Here is a 17683-nt window from a genome sequence, read left to right as displayed (position 1 = left end):
GGAGAGCAACAGGGTCTCCCAAGTTCTCACGGAGTAACTGTGTGTAGCATGCCAAGACCTTCGATCCCGGGGCGCCAAACTTAACTTGCCTTTATCGCTAAGCCCAGTGTTGTCTTCTGCTCGTCCCATGCATCGACCATTCCCATTAGGAATTTCGGGATTCTACATCTTCAGCTTTCGCTTTCGGCCTACTACCTTTCCTACCTACGCTTAGACCTGGCGTTACCGCTTCAGTCCCAAGGCTGGATACCGGGTGGTTGGCTAGACCTTCCCAGACGGGATTCCCACCCGCTATACTCCGTGCGCTTCTTGGCGCACGGGACGGTTCTCCGACTCATCATTTTACTCTCTGAACGATATTTCTATCTATATTCAATAACCCCGCTATTTGACGTACTGATAAACTTGTCCGGCTCTTCAGTTCTTTTATTATGCCTGTTCTTAAGACGTTATGAGACTTATGATTTAAACTATCAAGATCAACATTATTTTCCAGTGCATATTTTTTAATAAATTCTATTGCTCCCTGCTCAGTTTGTATTTCCTTATTTACTTGGCTATCTTCTTCCTGATACTCAATAAATCGTTCAGTTTCATTGTCTTTCATTAAACTAAACTCAATAAATAGCTGAATTGCATTTTTTCTATTCTTGGAAAATATCTCTAGCATGTACTCTTTGTCAATTTTATTTTCTTGACCAAATTGGTCAATATATAAATAGTAACTACTCCATTTGTATTGTATAGGGTTATCTACTATTCCGGCTTTGACCGGATTGTTGTGGATATATCGCACTGCGGCCATTAGGTATTGGTCATTTTTAATTGCTTCGCTTTTGAACCGGTCTTGAAACAGGTGACCCACTCTACCATATTTTTTGTTGAAATAATACACATAACTGACATTTATTCTTTTCATGATCCGGGACACTTGATCTTTTCCTTCATTTATCAATAAATGAACATGGTTGTCCATTAAGCAATATGCGTAAATCGATATTTGATTATCTGCGCATTTTTCGTACAGAATATGAACGAATCTTAGTCTGTCGTCATCATCGAGGAATATATTTCGTCTTTCATTTCCCCGTATCATTATATGATAAATTTTGCTCTCACTTAAACTTCTACTGTGTCGCGGCATTCTCGCACCTCCACATATAGAATAGCTTAAATGCAAAAGAGAGTCAAGGAACCGTCCCTTGACTCTTCCAAAGGATTGATAGATTCTGACTCCGGCCACCACCGGAAATCCTTCGGCTATGGCGGCTTTAAGCATGGCCAGGCCGCCAACGCAGTGATATTCTTTTATTTTGAATTGCGCCGCAGCGGCCATTTCCCGAGCCGTAGGAGGCTGGGCAAATTTTGAAATGTCATAGGGATTTTCGTTTTCCGGACAAACGCCGAAGGTGTTCAACACCTTCATTCCGTCGCGGATTCTCGCTCCGCTGTCGACCTGGACCATCCCCGCCAGCATCCGTTCCTGATAATATAAAAACAGCCTGGATAATGGCGTCAAAGGCGGTTCTTGCTGCAGCAGCAAATATTCACGGAGACCGGATACAATGGCGTTGGCAGTGCAGGCGCCGAGAGTCCCCTGGTCGACGACCGGACTGCAGCCGCCTCTAAGGTCGGCCAGGGGCGGCAGGTGTTCCACCCAGGCAAAGCCGGCGGACTGAAAGGCAAAATCCCGCCGGTCGGGCAAGTCCGGCTGCAATAAATACTTCCGCATAACATCCCTCCCAATTAAATAATCGCCTGAAAAATTCTTTCAGAAGTTAAGACTTTCCGTTCATTCCCGGTTTCACCGGACAAATTTTTCAACATACACCGCTACCCCGCAGGTAATAATAACCGGACCCCAGCGCTGAATGAAACCGGTTACTCCCTGCTGCGCCGCCTGCCACAGTTCAACGTTCTTAAGCCGTTGTTCATGGTTGGCCACGATGCCGTTATGCTCGTTGCAGCGTTTTTCTCTTTCGCTGAGAGTGGCGCACAACACGGTCAATTTCTTGTCAAGTCCGGCCACCTGACTGGTGTTTTGCCTGATTAGTTCAAATAAATCATCGATAATTTTCTCAGGTTCCATTTTGGGACCAGCCTCCCTTCTTTATAGGCCCGGCGGTTGTCCCTTCGGGCTGTTCCAGATTGAATTTACGGCATGAGTGGCATTTAATTGCGTCATGAGCCAAATATAAAGATCTTTAAGGGCCGTCAGGTCTAATTTTGTATAATGGATGCCGTTTAGTCCCCAGGAGGCAAGATAAAGGCCGACGAAAAGAGCCGTATAAAAGCCGGTACTGCTCATTAAATATTGTTCAAATTTCCGCCACACCACACTGTTTCACCTCCCTTTTTGGATAGGGCAACAATCTCTGCGCTTTACGAACGGATTCTAAGCAACACCGGCTAGGGTAACCATCTTCCCAAACGGGCGGTTGCTTTGCCGTCATACCGCGTGATTTTCCCTCCCATTCCTTATCCGTACAGATTGCCCCAAAAAAGACTAGGGGGAAATTTATATGAATTGACTTTTTTTTACCCAAAAATATAATTAGTATATTTTACTGCTGAAAGAATTGGCTGCTAAAAAACTCACCCCGTAAAAGACAATTGAGCCTGCCTTAACCGGCAGGCTCAATTTAAATTACTCAGCGGAAAATCTGATTGACGCTTCGCCGGATCTGGAGTATCTTTTCATTATGCGGTACCAGTCAGCGGCGTCTATCAAATCACCGTATAATTAAGCAACGAGAGGAGCCTTTATCTTGGTAGCAGAAAAAATCAAGGGTATGCCGGAGCGATTGCAGGGTACTCTGCTATTGGTTATTACCGCAATGCTGTGGAGCAGCGGCGGATTCTTCATAAAATGGGTCACTTGGAACCCCTTGGCGATTGCCGGCATCCGCAGCGGCATCGCGGGCCTTTTCCTTTGGTTCTTTTTCCGGCGGCCGTCCTTAAATTGGAGTTTTGCCCAGTTTACCGGCGCGCTGGCCTATGCGGTGACAATGCTGAGTTTCGTTGCCGCCACGAAGCTGACCACAGCGGCAAATGCTATTTTATTGCAATATACGGCTCCGGTATACGTGGCCATTCTGGGTATCTTTTTTCTGAAAGAAAAGCCTCATTTATACGATTGGCTGACGATTGCCTTTGTTATCGGCGGCATGGTGCTCTTTTTTCAAGACCGGGTGGGGACCGGAGGGCTGTACGGTAATCTGTTGGGAATCGTCAGCGGAATTTCCATGGCCGTTATGATTGTAGCCTTGCGCCGCCAAAAGGATGGTTCTCCCTTGGGTTCCGTGCTTTTAGGCAACGGACTGACTTTTGTCTGTGGCCTGCCCTTCGTATTCGACAACCCGCCGGGAGCGGCCGGCTGGGCGGCCATTGCGGGACTCGGCTGCCTTCAGTTAGGTTTGCCTTATGCTCTCTACACGATAGCAATAAAAAAGGTCACCGCCCTGGAAGCCTCTGTCATCACAGTAATCGAACCCATTCTTAATCCGGTCTGGGTTTTTCTGTTTCTCGGGGAAGTGCCCGGTCCCTGGTCGCTTCTCGGTGGTGCCGTAATACTGGCGGCCATAACCGCCCGCTATATTTTGCCTGTACTGAAGTCGTCCGGAGCAGCCCTCTCAGTTGACAGCCGCCGCAGTAAATAAAAGACCGCTAAAGCGGCCTTTTGGCAAGTTATACTTTCTGATCCCATAACAAAAGCCGCCAAACTCCTACTGAGTCTGGTGGCTTTCCTTATATAGCCTGAATCGAATTATTGTCCTTCTTTCGCCGATACCGGATTTTCCTTCTTATTGTAGAACAGCAGGTAATAAAGATACATGGCTGCTAATACGATAATACCGGCATAGAGAACCACATGCTGGGATGGATCAAAATACAGGCTGATGATAACGCCAAGATTCAGTACAATCGCCAGAACCGGCACTAACGGATATAAAGGCGTACGGAAGACCAGGTCCTGAACCTTGCCGCCGAGACGCAGGAATTCTTTGCGGAAGTTGATCTGGCACCAGGCAATGATCACCCAGATCAGACAACCCGTCAAGCCGGTGCTGGCCATAAGCCAGAGATAAACCGTATCGGCCGCGTAAACCTGCGTTAAGAGAGACAATCCGGTCAACGCCAGAGTCAGCAGAACCCCGTTGAAGGGAACGCCGTTGCCATTCAGCTTGCCCAGCCAGGCCGGCGCCAAATCTTCCTTCGCCATGGACCATAAAAGACGGGAACAGGCGTACAAGGCGGAATTTCCCGCCGACAGGGCCGACGTCAGGACCACGGCACTCATCAGGGTACTGGCGTAGGGAATGCCAATGCGGCCAAACACCTGGGCAAAGGGACTTTCCATCACGCCGGCTTCTTTCCAGGGAATGGTCGCCGCGAGAATGATCATCGCCACCACATAAAACAGAATGATGCGAAAGGTAACGCCCTTAATGACCCGCGGTACATTTTTGCCCGGGTCTTCGCATTCACCGGCGGCAATCCCCACCAGTTCGGCTCCCTGAAACGAATACACAACGGCAATCATCGTCAGAAACACGGCAAAATAACCGTTGGGAAAAAGGCCTGCTCCGGTGTTGAAATTGGAAAATCCGATGGCACCTTCATGGCCGGTAACTCCGAACATAAGACCGGCGCCGGCAATAATGAAAGCGATAATTGCCGTTACTTTAATGCCGGCAAACCAGAATTCCGCTTCCCCATAAGCTTTAACCGACACCAGATTCAGAACCGCCAGGGCGATGGCAAAGAATGCGCACCAAACCCATACGGGAATCTGCGGAAACCAGCTATTAGCAATTATGCCGGCCGCCGTAAAATCGGCGGCAATACAGGTTGCCCAGTTAATCCAGTAGAGCCAGCCGGTTGTGAAACCGGCACCGGGCGAGATGAACCGGGACGCATAGGTTTGAAACGAACCGGAAATCGGCATCGCCACCGCCAGTTCGGCCAGGCACAACAATACCAGCAGCATAATAAAACCGCCTACCAGATAACCAAGAATAGCGCCAACAGGACCGGCCTGACTGATCGTCTGGCCTGAGCCCATAAACAGGCCTGTACCAATGGTGCCGCCGATGGAAATCATCATCAGATGACGGGACTTCATGTCCCGTTTCAAACCTTTCTTCTCGGGACAAAGTTGCTCCAGATTGACAGTTGGGGTTGACATGCAAATCCTCCTTAAATAAATTGCCCAAAATAAAAAGGCAGTCGTTATGCGCTCATCGACTGCCAAAAGCAGACAATTTCCGGTAACCGGCGCAGCTAAGCAGCCGGCAGCCGGATGAGATAGCGCTCCACCAATAACGGCCTGGTGACAGTCGTAACGCTTTTCGCTTTACGCCCAACCGGAATGCCTGGCAAGCATCCCGGCTTCGGCAGTCAACCCTTTCCCGGCAATTCATCACGGGCCGGCTCCTCGCAGGTACTCTTGTTGACTGCGCCTCTACATCATCCTTACAGAATGTGCCTGATTATTTTGCTGTATTCATTTTAGTATACTCACCGGCTGCTGTCAATCCACGGAGGACAAACGGTATAAATATTCACCATACATGGATTTTTATCCATCATTACTAAATATCATCGTAAAATCCGTCCGTTCATTACGTACCTTTGTCCTTTTTATTCTTCTGAACACCTTTCATGCAGCGGCCAGGTGAAGAATATAAAAGATGACAAACAGCCAGGCAACCAGCCGGTGTTTTTTTCTCGCTGCCATTGTCCGGCGGCCTTGGCGCACTATCCAGCCCAAAACAGCCGTACCAAACAATATGGCTATCACAGCCAAGCCGCTATAAATGGAATTCAGCCGGCTATGAGCCGGAACAAACCACATAAGATAGGCGTGAATTACGGCCAAATGAACGGCGAGCACGCCCAGGGTCGGATGCAGCAGCCGCAAAATCGTTAAGCCGCTTTTAACGCAAGCGTCTGCTGCCGGCAGTATCCTGGTGCGTTGCCGCAACTGGACATACGCTTCGCGTAATAGATAGTAGGTCAGAGATAATAAAGCCGCCACAGCGGCTAAGGAACCGAAACTTTTTCCCAGACCCCGCACCGTCCTGGGATTGAGACCGCCAGTCAGGCCGCTTTGCCGGTCCAATACGATAAAGGCCGCAGCAACAAGAAAAATGACTAACCAGACAATGGCGGCTTTTCCGGCTATAGCATCACAAACTTTCTCCGCCTTTTTTAATATACCAAGCATGCGTCAAATCCCCTTTTTACAAAAATATCCACCGCTCCTGCCGGATTAGTGAATAATAACTATCATTCCATTCATCTATTTTTCAATCATTCTTCTGGCTCCCAGGTATCTTGGCTTCCAGTAGCTGTCGTTCAGAGAGGTTACGGTAACGCCGCGGGAAGAAGAAGCATGAATGAACTTTCCGCCGCCCATATAGATGCCGCAGTGCGACGCTCCCTTTGTATAGGTGGAAAAAAAGACGACATCACCGGGAACCAACTCTTTTCCTTTCACCGCCTTGCCTGTCGCAAACTGCTTGTCCGCCGCCCGCGGCAATTTCTTGCCATTTTGTTTAAAGACGTACCAAACCAGCCCCGAACAATCAAATCCCTTCGGGGAAGCTCCGCCAAAACGGTAGGGTACCCCCTTGTAGTGCATGGCCTGGCTGACAATTTTTTCGCCTCTCGTTTTTCCGTCAACAACCGTTGGGCGGATATGCCTGCCGGCATGGGCATCTGCTGCATAAGCCGCCGGTAATGTACTGGCAAGCACTAGTATGCAGATAATAAAAACAAAAATGCGGCGCATTTTTTACCTCCCACAAACCACTACCCAATAATACAAGGGAATAGAGAATAATATTTACTTCGTCATTATTCGCCGCATTCTTGCAAATTTCCTTTTCTTGCCGCCAAGGAAGATAGATTATACATCCTGTCCGGCCTTAAGGTACCGCCAGTTGCGAAGCAAAATTCCTTTGCCGCGCCAGCTAAATGCCCGGTCACCATACTTTTCTTTGAATTCCCGGTTGGAAAATCGATCCAGTTCGCCGCCGTTGAGACAGCCAAAAAGATCCTGCCGGAACTCCGGCAGGGATGTCAATTCAATCTCCTGGTTATGGGGGCAAACTTCCTGACAAACGTCACAGCCAAAAAGCAGATTGGTCCGTTGCAGGATGCGTCTTTCCTCTTCCGTCAGTTCTCCTTTTTTCTGAGTCAGATAAGAGCGGCAGCCCCGCGGGTCAATCCTGTAATTGCCCAGAATAACCTGTCCCGGACAAGCCCGGATGCAGCGGCCACATTGCCGGCACACCCGCTCCTGCGGCTGGTCGGGAGAAAATGGGTAATTGTTCAGCAAATAACCGATCACTACATAGGAACCATACCGGTCGGTAATGATGTGACTGTTCAGACCATAAAAACCAAGCCCGGCCAAATAGGCGAGATACCGGTCCGCCAAGGGGCCGGTATCAACAAAGGCTTGATAAATAAAACCGGGAATACGGTCCGTAAGAAAGGCTCCGATCTGCTCCAGCTTCTTGCGCACCAGGTTATGATAGTCCCGCCCGTAAGCATAACGGGGTAGATTAGCCCCGGCGATATCCCCGGTGTAGTAAGGAAAAAGACAAACAATAACCGACTGGACGCCCGGCAGGGTGCAATGAGGATCAATGCGCTTGGCCAGATCCTGTTCCTCAAGTTCCGTATACAGCCCCAACTCACGGCGATTCCGCAGCATGACCTCCAGCTCTTTATAGGGACCGGCCGGCGCGATTCCCACCGCGTCAATCCCAATAGAACGGCAAAATTCCCGCAGCTTTTGTTTCATTTTTTCTCCATTTGTCATTTTGATTTCCACCACAAGGCAAGCACGGTCAGACTGCCCACAATGGCCGTCAGGATCCGGTACTGCTGCACCGTTTTAAATTCGACCAGCACATAAGTAATGGTCAGCAAAAGCACCACCGAAACCAAAAGATACAGACTGTGGGAAAGATGTCTCATTGGCTGCCGGGCAGCCAATGGCTTATTTAGACTAAAAAGCCCCTTCCCGGGCCCCGGCTCACCGGAAAAACTGTCCCTAACCGCCGGCAAAGGCTGTGTATCTTCCATCCTGTCCCGTACCCGGTTGCCGCAGTAGCGGCAATAGACGCCGTTATATATTATTTTTCGGCCGCAATAGCTGCAATACATACCCGTCTCACCTATCTAAACAACATGTTTACAGTATGCCCAATTCCACAAAATGGTAATCGGGAAATATTTCCTTGTCCTATCCAGGCTTATTACCGGGCCCGCAGATAGGGTTCAGGCCAGTTTACACTGCCGTCCAGCCGTTCCGCCGCCTGAAGCGGCCAATAGGGATTGCGAAGTAGTTCCCGGCCTAAAAAAACCAGGTCGACGCCGGCTTTAATAATTTGTTCGGTCTGCAGCGGTTCCGTCACCAGGCCGCCGCCAATAACCGGCAGTCCGGTATTTTCTTTAACCGTGAGGGCAAAACCGATTTGATAACCCGGATACGCCCGCGGCGCGACGGGGGTGACGGCGCCGGAGCTGACATGGACCAAATCAATGCCTTTATCCTTAACCAGGTTCAACATGTCCGCTACAGTTTCCGGCGTGTTGCCGGCACAGTCATACTCGTGGGCGGAAACCCGGACAAACAGCGGCATAGACACAGGCATTTCCGCCCGGACGGCTTCCACAACTTCGCCCAGCAGCCGGACCCGGTTGGCCGGCGTACCGCCATATTCATCCTGCCGCCGGTTGGCCAGGGGCGACAAAAACTGATTCAGCAAATACCCGTGGGCCCCATGAATCTCAATGGCGTCGAAACCGGCCCGCACAGCCCGTTTTGCGGCCTGACGGAAATGCTCCACCACCTGCCGGATTTCATCAAGGGTTAAAGTATGCGGGACAGGGGACTTTTCACTGAAAGGAATCGCAGAAGGAGCCACCGGTTCCAGACCGGGTACTTCACTTTTACGACCGGCATGATTTAACTGGATGGCTACCTTTCCTTCATTTTTGTGAACAAGCTCGACAATCCGCTGCAATCCGGCCAGTTGATCATCCTGCCATATTCCCAGATCATTGGCGCTGATCCGGCCTCCCGGTTCGATGCCGGTAGCCTCGACAATGATCAACCCGGTCCGGCCGACGGCTCGCGTCGCATAATGTGTAAAGTGCCAGTCCGTTGCCTTTCCGTCATCCGCCGCCGAATACATGCACATCGGCGGCATAACAATCCGGTTTTTCAAGGTGATGCTTCTCACCGTAAAATCAGAAAATAACATACCAATCCCTCCTCAAACCACTAAAAATGGCTGAAAATATTTTAATTTATTCTTATTTTATTATTATTCGCTTCCAAGAAGTTTTATCCTGCCCGTTAATTCAGACCAGCATAAATTCCACTGAAAATAACAAAAACTACTTGACAGCATCCTGTCCGTGTTGCTATACTTCATTTAAATTTAATATGTGAGCGTCGATGATCAGGAAGAGTAAATATAACCAAGAGGGTTGCAGCGAGCCAATGGCAGTGAGAGATTGGCACTACTCGGTATGTTGAATGGGCCTGAGAGATACAGTCCGAGCCGCGGTGCGGGGTAGGCGCTGTCGGGATTCTTCCGCCGTTACCAGGAAGCCGATATCGGACCTTGTGTCCCGTATCCAGAATGAGCCGGGCTAGTATTAGCCAATCAGGGTGGCACCGCGGGTTAACCCCTCGTCCCTATAGTAATGGGATGAGGGGTTTTTATATTTCATTTATGAAAGGATGATTGGAAATGGAGACTAAGCCCAATGAACCGGAAATGACGATTTATGAAAAAAATAAAGGCGGCACTTATCGCTGGATTACAGTTTCCGTCTTATTGCTGGCGATCGGCGCCATTCTACACCTGATCAGCCCCAGTGTCGGCGGCATAACCCCCAATTGGACGATTGCCATGTACTGCCTGGCCATTAACCTGACCCGGCCGACGATCGGTCAGGCTTTCGGCATTGGCCTGGTCGCCGCCGCCATTAACGTTCCCACCTCGAAATCGGCTTTCCCCTATGGCAATTTGCTAAGCGAGCCGGTGGGAGCAGTGGTTTGCGCTTTGTTAGTCGCCCTCTCTTACCGGATGATGCTGGGCAATTTAAATCTGAAGCCGGCAATAACCGGCTTTATCAGCACTGTCGCCAGCGGGTTAACCTTTATCACCACGTTAAAACTGGTCTTGTCCCTGCCCATGGCGGTATATTTGTATGCCATGCTGCCTGTAGTATTCGTGGTAGCCGCTCTTAACGCCGTAATTACCCAAGTTCTTTATTTCCCTGCCAAAAAACTTTTCGACGGTAAAGGAAGACAATCATGCCAGCCATAACGTTCGACCATTTCAGCTACGCCTATCAGCATCCCCGCAAAGTGCTCGACAATATAACTTTAAGCGTTGATCCCGGATCTTTCAATGTTGTGATCGGCCCCAGCGGCGCCGGAAAAACTACTCTATGCCTGGCCGTAGCCGGCGCTGTTCCCCACTATTTTGGCGGCAGTATCGCCGGACAAGTCCTGGTGGACGGAACGGCAACCACCGCATCCGCCATGCACCACCTGGCCCGGAGCGTAGGAACGGTCCTGCAGGACTATGAAACGCAACTGGTTACCATGACCGTCGAGGAAGAAGTTTCTTTCAGTCTCGAAAATCAGGGCGTTCAACCGGCTAAAATCGAATGTGCCGTAAAAGAAGCGTTAACCCGGGTGGGACTGGCGGGAATGGAAAAAAGAGAGGTCGCTTCCCTATCGGGTGGGCAAAAACAGCGGTTAGTCCTGGCCAGTGTACTGGCAACCAACCCCCACATTCTGGTTTTGGATGAGCCGGCTTCCGCTCTCGACCCGGAAGGCGCGGCCATGCTGTACAGCCTGCTCGGCGACTTAAACCGGCGGCAGGGCATTACCCTTTTGGTGGTAGAACATGACATCGCCCGCGTACTGCCTTACGCCAACCGTTTCTTACTGCTGGAAAACGGGGAATTGCGCTGTACCGGAACGGCCGGCGACGTCCTGGCATTCATGTATGAACAAGGCGTCTTTGCTGAGGCCGTGCCGCCCTTGTGGCAGTTGAAAATGGCGCTGGAAAAGGCCACCGGACGCCGGTTCGAACCCTGGCGTACCGAACAGGAGGCCGTGGTCCAACTGAGCCAATGCCTGCCAAAGGAGGTTGTCAAAAGTGCTTGAACTGCGCAACATCCAGTTTGCTTACCATCCTTCCACCCCGGTACTCCGGAATATCTCGCTGACAGTAACCCAAGGTGAATTTCTGGCGGTCATTGGCCGCAACGGCAGTGGCAAAACGACCCTGACCCGTTTGATTATGGCGTTGAAAAAACCGACCGGCGGCGAAATCCTGCTGCATGGCCGGCCGGCAGGTCACTTAACCCCGGCCGACATGGCCCGTCATATCGGTTATGTATTTCAGAATCCGGACCGGCAGATTTTCCGGGATACGGTAGCTCTGGAAGCGTCTTACGGCCCGGAGCAATTAGGCTATTCACCGCAACAAACCGAAGCGCTGACCCGGGAGGCTTTAGCGGCAGTCGGCCTGTCTTCTCTCACCGGCGCTTATCCCCCTTCCCTTTCACGCGGCCAAAAGCAGCGTCTTGCTATTGCCTCCGCCCTGACCATGAAGCCGGCCATGCTCATTCTGGACGAACCCACCAGCGGTCAGGATGCCCGGGAACGGGAGCGGCTGGCAGTCCTCCTGACAACGTTGCATCAGGCCGGCCTGACGATTCTCCTCATCACCCATGATATGGATTTACTGGCCGCCTGCGCGCAGCGGGCTATTGTAATGAGTCAAGGCGAAAAGGTTTTTGACGGCCCGGCAGCCAGCCTGTTCCAGGATATGGATCAACTAAAAAAATGGGGACTGACGGAACCGGCAGTCCTGTCTATTTCCCGCCAGCTTGTTCCCCGGGGCGTTACGCCGACCTTTTCGCTGGAAGAGCTAACGAACTCATTAATTAACCGGTTAGGGAGGAACCGTCATGCAGAAAGTAGCACCACTTACTAAATTAATCTTGACCGCATTTGTAACTTTATGGTCTATTTTACTTCATTCCCTGCCGGCGTTAGGACTCTTAAGCGGCGGCCAGCTGCTGCTGCTCGCCTGTTCCCACGCCGGCCGGGGCATTTGGCGGGGCGTTGCCAGCCTGCTGTTATTTGCCGCTTTGTTGGCCGGATTGCAGTATGTTTTAAGCGGTAATTTATTCTTGGCAGCCGTCACGGCCGGAAAGATGGTTTCCATGACACTGGTTTTCTTTTTGCTGCTTGCCACAACCAGGATGCAGGATCTTTCCACTGCCTTGGTAAGTCAATGCCACGTGCCTTACGAATATGCCTTCATGCTGACTGCGGCGCTGCGTTTCATCCCCGATTTTCTGGCTGAAAGCAAAGCGATCCAGGAGGCCCAGGCCTGCCGCGGTTATCGTTGCCAGGGAAATCCTTTGAAAAGAATTGTTTCCTATATGGCGATTCTTAAGCCGCTGGTCTTAAAAGCCGTAAGCCGTTCGGAAACGATGGCCCTCAGTCTGGAATTACGGGGCTTTGGCAGCAGTAAAACCCGCAGTTTCCGCAATTCCGTCTCTTTAACATACCGCGACCACCTGCTGCTGCTGGGAATGACCGTGATTACGGGCGGTCTGATTTGGGGCGGGTAGAAGGGCGGATATTGGATATTGGATTTTGGACGTTGGGGGTTGGGGATTGGGGATTGGGGAAACCGCTGACGCGGTCTTTGGGCTCGTGGCGCAGGGCACGGAAGATACGTTCCAGCCCCATAAAGAAAAGGACGTTTAAAAGCATTTCTGCTTTTAGACGCCCTTTTCTTTATTATCACGCCTCAGGTGGCTTAGTGGCCGCCGCAGCAGCCATGCCCATGTCCGTGACCGTCGTGACCGTGGTGCGCTCCACCACCGCAGACGTGGCGCTGTCCGTTTTCCAATTTCGTCTTTTTCATACTGCCGCATTGGGGACAGGCAATTTCATAGCCATGCCGGCCGCCGGCCGTGCAAGGCGCTTCCTCCCACACATGCTTGCAGTCACCACATTCAAATACCCGGTTCTTAATCATATAATTACCTCCTTCAATTCGTATGCTCTGCCCTTCTACCAGCGCCGTCGCCACTTTGCTGCGGGCGGACTGCAAAATTCGCTGAAACGTGGGCCGTGTTAAGCCCATCATAGCGGCGCACTCGGCCTGTTCCAGTCCTTCCCGGTCTTTTAACCGCAAAGCTTCCAGTTCTTCAATAAAAAGTATTATGGGTTCTCCGTTCCTTGTACCCGCCGAAAATCGCCGGCACGCCGGCATTTCGTCGACCAAGCCGCAACAACGCCGTCTGGACACAAATTCAACCAACCTTTCATTTGGGCATATGCTCATTTACTAGTATAACTTATTATTGATTAATAATCCAGTAAAAAAAACCGCGTAATACTACGCGGTTTGAAATTCAAGGGGGATCTAATGTAGCTGATGAGTGCAGTTCTGCATAACCTGGTCATACTGGCGTAGAAAGGTTTCCACCTCTTCCAGCTGGCGGGGGCTTAGCTCAAAGGCTTTCTCCAGCATTACCGCGAAAGTATGCCGGAGTCCGTTGATATAAGCCACATCCAAACCCGGTGTATTAAGCAGCAGGTTACGGTCAACATGTTTATCAAACGCATTGAGCACAGCCTTAAAATCTTCCAGTTCTTCCTGCTTGACATGATTGCCTTCATAGAGTTGGTTCAACATTTCGCCGACAGTGGAACGAAGCTCGTTGATACACAAAACATTTTCTTCATTATAAAGCATATGATTCACTTCCTTTTATTCTTCCTAACACTATGCTTTTTGGGATTTCTTTACTGTCTTAATTATAATACAACCAATAATAATTATCAAGTAGTTTTAAATATAACCTATAAATATTGGAAGAGAGACTCACCCGCATTCGTCATTTCTTTTATAAACGGTCCAGAGCCAGCAACAGCCCGTATAACAGTGCCTGCGGCCGCGGCGGACAGCCCGGCACATAAATATCCACCGGCACCAGGGCATCTACGCCGCCCCGGATGGCATAACTTTCCCCAAATGTCCGCCCACGGCAGGCGCAACTGCCCACGGCCATAACCAGCTTCGGTTCAGGGGTCGCTTCATAGGTCATTCTAAGCGCCTGCGTCAGATTGCGGGTTACCGTGCCGGTAACCATAAGAAGATCGGCGTGACGCGGCGAAGCGACAAATTGAATACCATACTGCGCCAAATCGTAAACAGGATTGCTCAAAGCGGTCATTTCCCAGTCACAGGCATTGCAGGAGCCCGCATCCACATGACGGAGCGCCAGGGACCGTCCTAAAACTTCAGCCGATTTTTCCTGCAAAACGCCGCTCAAAGTTGCCAGCCTGTCATTTCCCGACTGGGCCAAAGCTCCTGCTTCGCAAACTTCCACACAACGGCCGCAAAAAATACAAGCTCCCTGATCAATGCTGATCTGCCCGTCTTTTAAGATAATGGCGTCCACCGGGCAAGCCCGGACACATTGAGCGCATTGCCGGCATCGTTCTTCCTGAGCCAGCACTTCTCCCCGGAAACCGGGTGCGGCCGGAGTTTGATCCCACCCTTCCGTCACCGTTCCGGTCACTATGATTTTCCGTAAAATCTCCAGCATAGCAGCAACCTCCTAGCGGTCAATACAGGCGTAACAAAGTTCAAAACTCTTATTAATCAGGGGAAAGTCCGGAATAATATTACCCGGAACGGCGACGGCCAGTGCCGGCCAGTTCGAATAGGAAGCCGACCGGACAAACAGGCGGTACAGTGTATTGTTTTCCCCGGTCATCAACCAGTGAAGATTTCCTCCCCGCGCCGATTCACTCCAGCCCAGGCTGGACTGATACGCCGGCAGCGCCGGTATGGCCGCCTTAAGCTTGCCGGTCAGGAGCGGCATACCGTCCATTATCTGGCGCAAAATATGGATCGTCTGCGCCACTTCATCGGCCCGCAACCAGAGCCGCGCCGCCACATCGCCCTCAAAACGAACCGGTACTTTAAAATCCAGTTCAGAATATACCGCGTATCCAAAGTCCCGCCGCAAATCACAGTCGATCCCGGAAGCACGAGCGGCTACCCCGACGACGCCTAAATCCCGCGCCGCCTGCTGCGGCAGAATCCCCGTCGTATTGATCCGGTCTAAAAAGGTATGATTTTCCCGTAATAAATCCAATAGTTCGGCAAAGTCTTCTTCCAGGCTTCGCAGAATTTGTTTGATTTCATGGAGCATTTCCCGGCTGACATCCCGGGCGGCACCGCCGGGAACGACCAAACCCCGCAAAAACCGGTTACCTGCCACTTGCTCATTCAGGCGCATCAGCTGCTCTTTCATCCGGCTGCCATGGCTGACTCCTACGGCAAAGCCGGCACCGGCGCACAAATTGCCGACATCGCTTACATGATTATACAGGCGTTCCAGCTCTGCGGCCATAACACGGATATATTGCGCCCGGCGGGAAACAGTAAGTCCAGCCACGGCTTCTACCGCCTGAGAGAATGACAAGGCGTGCGACACCGTACAGGCTCCGCAGATGCGTTCCACCTGATAAAATGCCCTGTCTACCGGCACTCCTTCTACGGCCTTTTCGATCCCCCGGTGAGTAAAAAACAATTTAGCTTCCAGGTTGATAACCGGCTCGCCCGCCTGACTGAAGCGGAAGTGTCCCGGTTCGATGATACCGGCGTGAATAGGGCCTACCGGAACCTCAAAGATTCCCTCGCCTTCGACGGCGGGAAGCGGAAACTCGCCGGCGGCATCAGGAACCGGCGTGCTGCGGTCGAAATCTTTGCGCAGCGGATATACACCGGCGGGCCAATTTTCATGCAGTACAAGAGGACGAAGATCCGGATGTCCGACAGGAACCAGCCCGAAAAGATCGTGGATTTCCCGCTCATACCAGGCGGCGGCGGGAATAAACGAAGTGAGGGAAGGAAATTCCCAGGGTTCCTGTTCTAATATTCCCTGCAGCAGGGAATATTGTCCCGCCACAGGGTCGGCAAATACACAGTAAACTGCCATCCCGCCCCGGAGCGGTCGCTCGTCGTTGGCAAACATCGCCGCCAATTGCTGCCGGCCGTTATCATATCGGCCGGCAGCCGCCTCGCGCAGTTGTCGGGCCGGAACCCTTTCATATTTGAGCATAGGAACCTCCTAATATAATCGCTGCCGCTTGCTGCATTAGCGTCTGCAACACAGCCGGCAAATAAAATCCGGTGACCGTCAAAAAGGCCAAGGACAGCAAGAGGGCTGCCATAGCCGGCACGGGCAAGGCAGCGGCTTTTACCTCTCCGCCATGCCGCCGGAACAAAATTTGAGCGGCATAATACATCATACCGGCAAACACGGCCGCCAGCAGGATAAGCAGCAGAATTCCCTCCCAGCGGTAGCCGCCGCCAAAAGCAGCCCAAAGAATAATCAATTTGCTAAAAAAGACGCTGAAAGGCGGCGAACCGGTAATTCCCAGAAGCAACAGCAGAAAAACCGTACCCACAAATGGCATTGTCGCCAATAGTCCGCTAATGCGCAGGATATGTTTAGTACGGTATTCCTGAATAATATTGCCGGCCGCATAAAATAGCGCCGATTTTGCCAGAGCGTGATTCAGCGTATGAAAGAGCGCGCCATAAGCGGCCAGCGGCGTGCCTACTCCCAGGGCAAAGGTAATGATCCCCATGTTTTCCACGCTGGAATACGCCAAAAGCCTTTTAAAATCGTGCTGCACCAGTATAAACGGTATGGCGATGGCTACCGACAACAACCCCAGTGCCAGCAAAAGCTGCTGAACAAAGACCAAACCTGCCGTGCCCGCAATAATTGCCATATTTCTCATAATCGCATACAAGGCGCAACTGAGAAGCGCCCCGGAAAGCAGTCCGCTTACCGGCGAGGGTGCCTGGCTATGGGCATCGGGAAGCCAGGTATGCATAGGTGCCAGACCGGCTTTCGTACCATAGCCAATCACGATAAAAACAAAAGCCAGTTTAACCATTCCCACATCCAGGTACCTGCCGGTTTGCCGCAAGGTCAGCCAGCCTAAAGCCTCCCCGTCGCCGGGAATTCCTGCGCTGACCTGAGCATAATAAAGCAGGATGGTACCCAATAGGGCAAAAGAAATCCCCACAGTGCAAATCATCACATATTTCCAGGCCGCTTCAATGGCCGGACGGTTCAAATAAAAAGCGACCAGCAGCGCCGAGGACAGGGTTGTGGCTTCCACAGCCACCCACATCAGACCGAGGTTCTCGACCAGCAGCACCCCAATCATAGTAAAACTGAAAATATTCAGCAGAATATAGTATCGTTTTAAGACCTTGAGAGCATTTTCCGCCTGGCCGATTTCCCGTTCCATATAGGAAGCAGAAAAAAAGGCGGCCGTATTCGACAGAACGGTGACAATAAGCAGCAAAAAAACACTTAACGCGTCCGCATACAGCATCCCGGTATGTATGGGTCCGTCTGTATAAACCGAAGCAATCAACAGGGCTGCCAGGCAACCCGTTGCCAGATTGCCGGCACAATGTACGGTTTTGATGAACGAGCCCGTACGGCTCAGGACAATGGCTGCGGCGGTCAAAAGCGGCACAGCCAGAATTCCGTATAGTACCAAGACCATGGT

19 protein-coding genes, 1 riboswitch and 1 other annotated feature are annotated in these 17683 nt (G+C 51.3%); of the genes, 5 read left to right on the top strand and 14 right to left on the bottom strand.

Going from position 1 to position 17683, the window contains the following annotated elements:
- Window positions 1-337: 337 nt before the first annotated feature.
- The 3 genes from LUCIF_RS26500 to LUCIF_RS09920 all read right to left on the bottom strand — a co-directional run bounded on the left by LUCIF_RS26500 (window position 338) and on the right by LUCIF_RS09920 (window position 2338).
- The gene (locus LUCIF_RS26500; RefSeq protein ID WP_207857379.1) at window positions 338-1732 is read right to left on the bottom strand and encodes an REP-associated tyrosine transposase; all 1395 of its coding nucleotides are present in this window, start codon (window positions 1730-1732) and stop codon (window positions 338-340) included.
- Between the two features lie 72 nt (window positions 1733-1804).
- Window positions 1805-2089, bottom strand: a complete 285-nt coding sequence (locus tag LUCIF_RS09925) for a hypothetical protein (protein ID WP_122627733.1) — start codon at window positions 2087-2089, stop codon at window positions 1805-1807.
- 21 nt (window positions 2090-2110) lie between these two features.
- On the bottom strand, window positions 2111-2338 hold the full coding sequence (locus tag LUCIF_RS09920; RefSeq protein ID WP_207857372.1) for a hypothetical protein: 228 nt from the start codon (window positions 2336-2338) through the stop codon (window positions 2111-2113).
- A 430-nt stretch (window positions 2339-2768) separates the two neighbouring features.
- On the opposite strand from LUCIF_RS09920, the gene LUCIF_RS09915 reads away from it, so the two are divergent.
- Window positions 2769-3659, top strand: coding sequence for a DMT family transporter (locus tag LUCIF_RS09915; protein WP_207857370.1), 891 nt, complete (start codon window positions 2769-2771; stop codon window positions 3657-3659).
- 107 nt (window positions 3660-3766) lie between these two features.
- On the opposite strand, the gene LUCIF_RS09910 is transcribed toward LUCIF_RS09915, so the two are convergent.
- The 6 genes from LUCIF_RS09910 to namA form a co-directional block, all read right to left on the bottom strand.
- The gene (locus tag LUCIF_RS09910) at window positions 3767-5188 is read right to left on the bottom strand and encodes an amino acid permease (RefSeq protein WP_122627732.1); all 1422 of its coding nucleotides are present in this window, start codon (window positions 5186-5188) and stop codon (window positions 3767-3769) included.
- Between the two features lie 112 nt (window positions 5189-5300).
- Window positions 5301-5475: riboswitch (Lysine riboswitch) on the bottom strand.
- A 187-nt stretch (window positions 5476-5662) separates the two neighbouring features.
- Window positions 5663-6229: a hypothetical protein gene (locus LUCIF_RS09905; protein WP_122627731.1), complete on the bottom strand. Its 567-nt coding sequence runs from the start codon at window positions 6227-6229 to the stop codon at window positions 5663-5665.
- A 75-nt stretch (window positions 6230-6304) separates the two neighbouring features.
- Window positions 6305-6796, bottom strand: a complete 492-nt coding sequence (locus tag LUCIF_RS09900; protein ID WP_122627730.1) for a C40 family peptidase — start codon at window positions 6794-6796, stop codon at window positions 6305-6307.
- 117 nt (window positions 6797-6913) lie between these two features.
- Window positions 6914-7834, bottom strand: coding sequence for a tRNA epoxyqueuosine(34) reductase QueG (gene queG, locus LUCIF_RS09895; RefSeq protein ID WP_207857368.1), 921 nt, complete (start codon window positions 7832-7834; stop codon window positions 6914-6916).
- Entirely contained in the window at window positions 7831-8181 is a 351-nt protein-coding gene (locus tag LUCIF_RS09890) for a C1 domain-containing protein (RefSeq protein ID WP_122627729.1), read from the bottom strand. The genes queG and LUCIF_RS09890 overlap by 4 nt, the downstream gene beginning before the upstream one ends.
- A gap of 92 nt (window positions 8182-8273) precedes the next feature.
- Window positions 8274-9284, bottom strand: coding sequence for an NADPH dehydrogenase NamA (gene namA, locus LUCIF_RS09885; protein ID WP_122627728.1), 1011 nt, complete (start codon window positions 9282-9284; stop codon window positions 8274-8276).
- A gap of 188 nt (window positions 9285-9472) precedes the next feature.
- Window positions 9473-9729, top strand: a binding site (T-box leader).
- 50 nt (window positions 9730-9779) lie between these two features.
- Here namA and LUCIF_RS26765 point away from each other — a divergent pair.
- The 4 genes from LUCIF_RS26765 to LUCIF_RS09865 are packed head-to-tail and all read left to right on the top strand — an operon-like array spanning window position 9780 to window position 12693.
- The gene (locus LUCIF_RS26765) at window positions 9780-10361 is read left to right on the top strand and encodes a tryptophan transporter (RefSeq protein WP_122627727.1); all 582 of its coding nucleotides are present in this window, start codon (window positions 9780-9782) and stop codon (window positions 10359-10361) included.
- Window positions 10349-11212 carry an energy-coupling factor ABC transporter ATP-binding protein gene (locus LUCIF_RS26760; RefSeq protein WP_122627726.1) on the top strand — a complete coding sequence of 288 codons (864 nt, stop codon included), beginning with the start codon at window positions 10349-10351 and terminating at the stop codon, window positions 11210-11212. Before LUCIF_RS26765 ends, LUCIF_RS26760 begins: the two co-directional genes overlap by 13 nt.
- Complete coding sequence (locus LUCIF_RS09870; protein WP_122627725.1) at window positions 11205-12047, top strand: energy-coupling factor ABC transporter ATP-binding protein; 843 nt, start codon at window positions 11205-11207, stop codon at window positions 12045-12047. The genes LUCIF_RS26760 and LUCIF_RS09870 overlap by 8 nt, the downstream gene beginning before the upstream one ends.
- Window positions 12022-12693, top strand: a complete 672-nt coding sequence (locus LUCIF_RS09865) for an energy-coupling factor transporter transmembrane component T (RefSeq protein ID WP_122627724.1) — start codon at window positions 12022-12024, stop codon at window positions 12691-12693. The genes LUCIF_RS09870 and LUCIF_RS09865 overlap by 26 nt, the downstream gene beginning before the upstream one ends.
- A gap of 191 nt (window positions 12694-12884) precedes the next feature.
- On the opposite strand, the gene LUCIF_RS09860 is transcribed toward LUCIF_RS09865, so the two are convergent.
- The 5 genes from LUCIF_RS09860 to LUCIF_RS09840 all read right to left on the bottom strand — a co-directional run bounded on the left by LUCIF_RS09860 (window position 12885) and on the right by LUCIF_RS09840 (window position 17680).
- Window positions 12885-13379 (bottom strand): DUF134 domain-containing protein, encoded by a 495-nt coding sequence (locus LUCIF_RS09860; protein WP_122627723.1) that lies wholly within the window; start codon window positions 13377-13379, stop codon window positions 12885-12887.
- A gap of 117 nt (window positions 13380-13496) precedes the next feature.
- Window positions 13497-13829, bottom strand: a complete 333-nt coding sequence (locus tag LUCIF_RS09855) for a hypothetical protein (RefSeq protein ID WP_122627722.1) — start codon at window positions 13827-13829, stop codon at window positions 13497-13499.
- Window positions 13830-13980: 151 nt separating this feature from the next.
- Window positions 13981-14685: an NADH-quinone oxidoreductase subunit B family protein gene (locus LUCIF_RS09850; protein ID WP_122627721.1), complete on the bottom strand. Its 705-nt coding sequence runs from the start codon at window positions 14683-14685 to the stop codon at window positions 13981-13983.
- Between the two features lie 12 nt (window positions 14686-14697).
- A complete protein-coding gene (locus tag LUCIF_RS09845; protein WP_122627720.1) occupies window positions 14698-16209 on the bottom strand; it encodes a hydrogenase large subunit in 1512 nt (503 codons plus the stop codon).
- A complete protein-coding gene (locus LUCIF_RS09840) occupies window positions 16196-17680 on the bottom strand; it encodes a hydrogenase 4 subunit F (RefSeq protein ID WP_122627719.1) in 1485 nt (494 codons plus the stop codon). Before LUCIF_RS09840 ends, LUCIF_RS09845 begins: the two co-directional genes overlap by 14 nt.
- Window positions 17681-17683 lie beyond the last annotated feature (3 nt).

The organism is Allolucifera butyrica, assembly GCF_900476375.1.
GTDB classification, from domain to species: domain Bacteria; phylum Bacillota; class Negativicutes; order Sporomusales; family UPPP01; genus Lucifera; species Lucifera butyrica.
This window is presented reverse-complemented; position numbering and strand designations above follow the sequence as displayed.

Bases quoted from the DNA above. Each gene is read 5' to 3' on its own strand.
- LUCIF_RS26500 (WP_207857379.1), bottom strand. From the start codon at position 1,732: ATGCGGAAGTATTTATTGCAGCCGGACTTGCCCGACCGGCGGGATTTT.
- LUCIF_RS09925 (WP_122627733.1), bottom strand. From the start codon at position 2,089: ATGGAACCTGAGAAAATTATCGATGATTTATTTGAACTAATCAGGCAA.
- LUCIF_RS09910 (WP_122627732.1), bottom strand. From the start codon at position 5,188: ATGTCAACCCCAACTGTCAATCTGGAGCAACTTTGTCCCGAGAAGAAA.
- LUCIF_RS09905 (WP_122627731.1), bottom strand. From the start codon at position 6,229: ATGCTTGGTATATTAAAAAAGGCGGAGAAAGTTTGTGATGCTATAGCC.
- LUCIF_RS09900 (WP_122627730.1), bottom strand. From the start codon at position 6,796: ATGCGCCGCATTTTTGTTTTTATTATCTGCATACTAGTGCTTGCCAGT.
- queG (WP_207857368.1), bottom strand. From the start codon at position 7,834: ATGACAAATGGAGAAAAAATGAAACAAAAGCTGCGGGAATTTTGCCGT.
- LUCIF_RS09890 (WP_122627729.1), bottom strand. From the start codon at position 8,181: ATGTATTGCAGCTATTGCGGCCGAAAAATAATATATAACGGCGTCTAT.
- namA (WP_122627728.1), bottom strand. From the start codon at position 9,284: ATGTTATTTTCTGATTTTACGGTGAGAAGCATCACCTTGAAAAACCGG.
- LUCIF_RS26765 (WP_122627727.1), top strand. From the start codon at position 9,780: ATGGAGACTAAGCCCAATGAACCGGAAATGACGATTTATGAAAAAAAT.
- LUCIF_RS26760 (WP_122627726.1), top strand. From the start codon at position 10,349: ATGCCAGCCATAACGTTCGACCATTTCAGCTACGCCTATCAGCATCCC.
- LUCIF_RS09865 (WP_122627724.1), top strand. From the start codon at position 12,022: ATGCAGAAAGTAGCACCACTTACTAAATTAATCTTGACCGCATTTGTA.
- LUCIF_RS09855 (WP_122627722.1), bottom strand. From the start codon at position 13,829: ATGCTTTATAATGAAGAAAATGTTTTGTGTATCAACGAGCTTCGTTCC.
- LUCIF_RS09850 (WP_122627721.1), bottom strand. From the start codon at position 14,685: ATGCTGGAGATTTTACGGAAAATCATAGTGACCGGAACGGTGACGGAA.
- LUCIF_RS09845 (WP_122627720.1), bottom strand. From the start codon at position 16,209: ATGCTCAAATATGAAAGGGTTCCGGCCCGACAACTGCGCGAGGCGGCT.
- LUCIF_RS09840 (WP_122627719.1), bottom strand. From the start codon at position 17,680: ATGGTCTTGGTACTATACGGAATTCTGGCTGTGCCGCTTTTGACCGCC.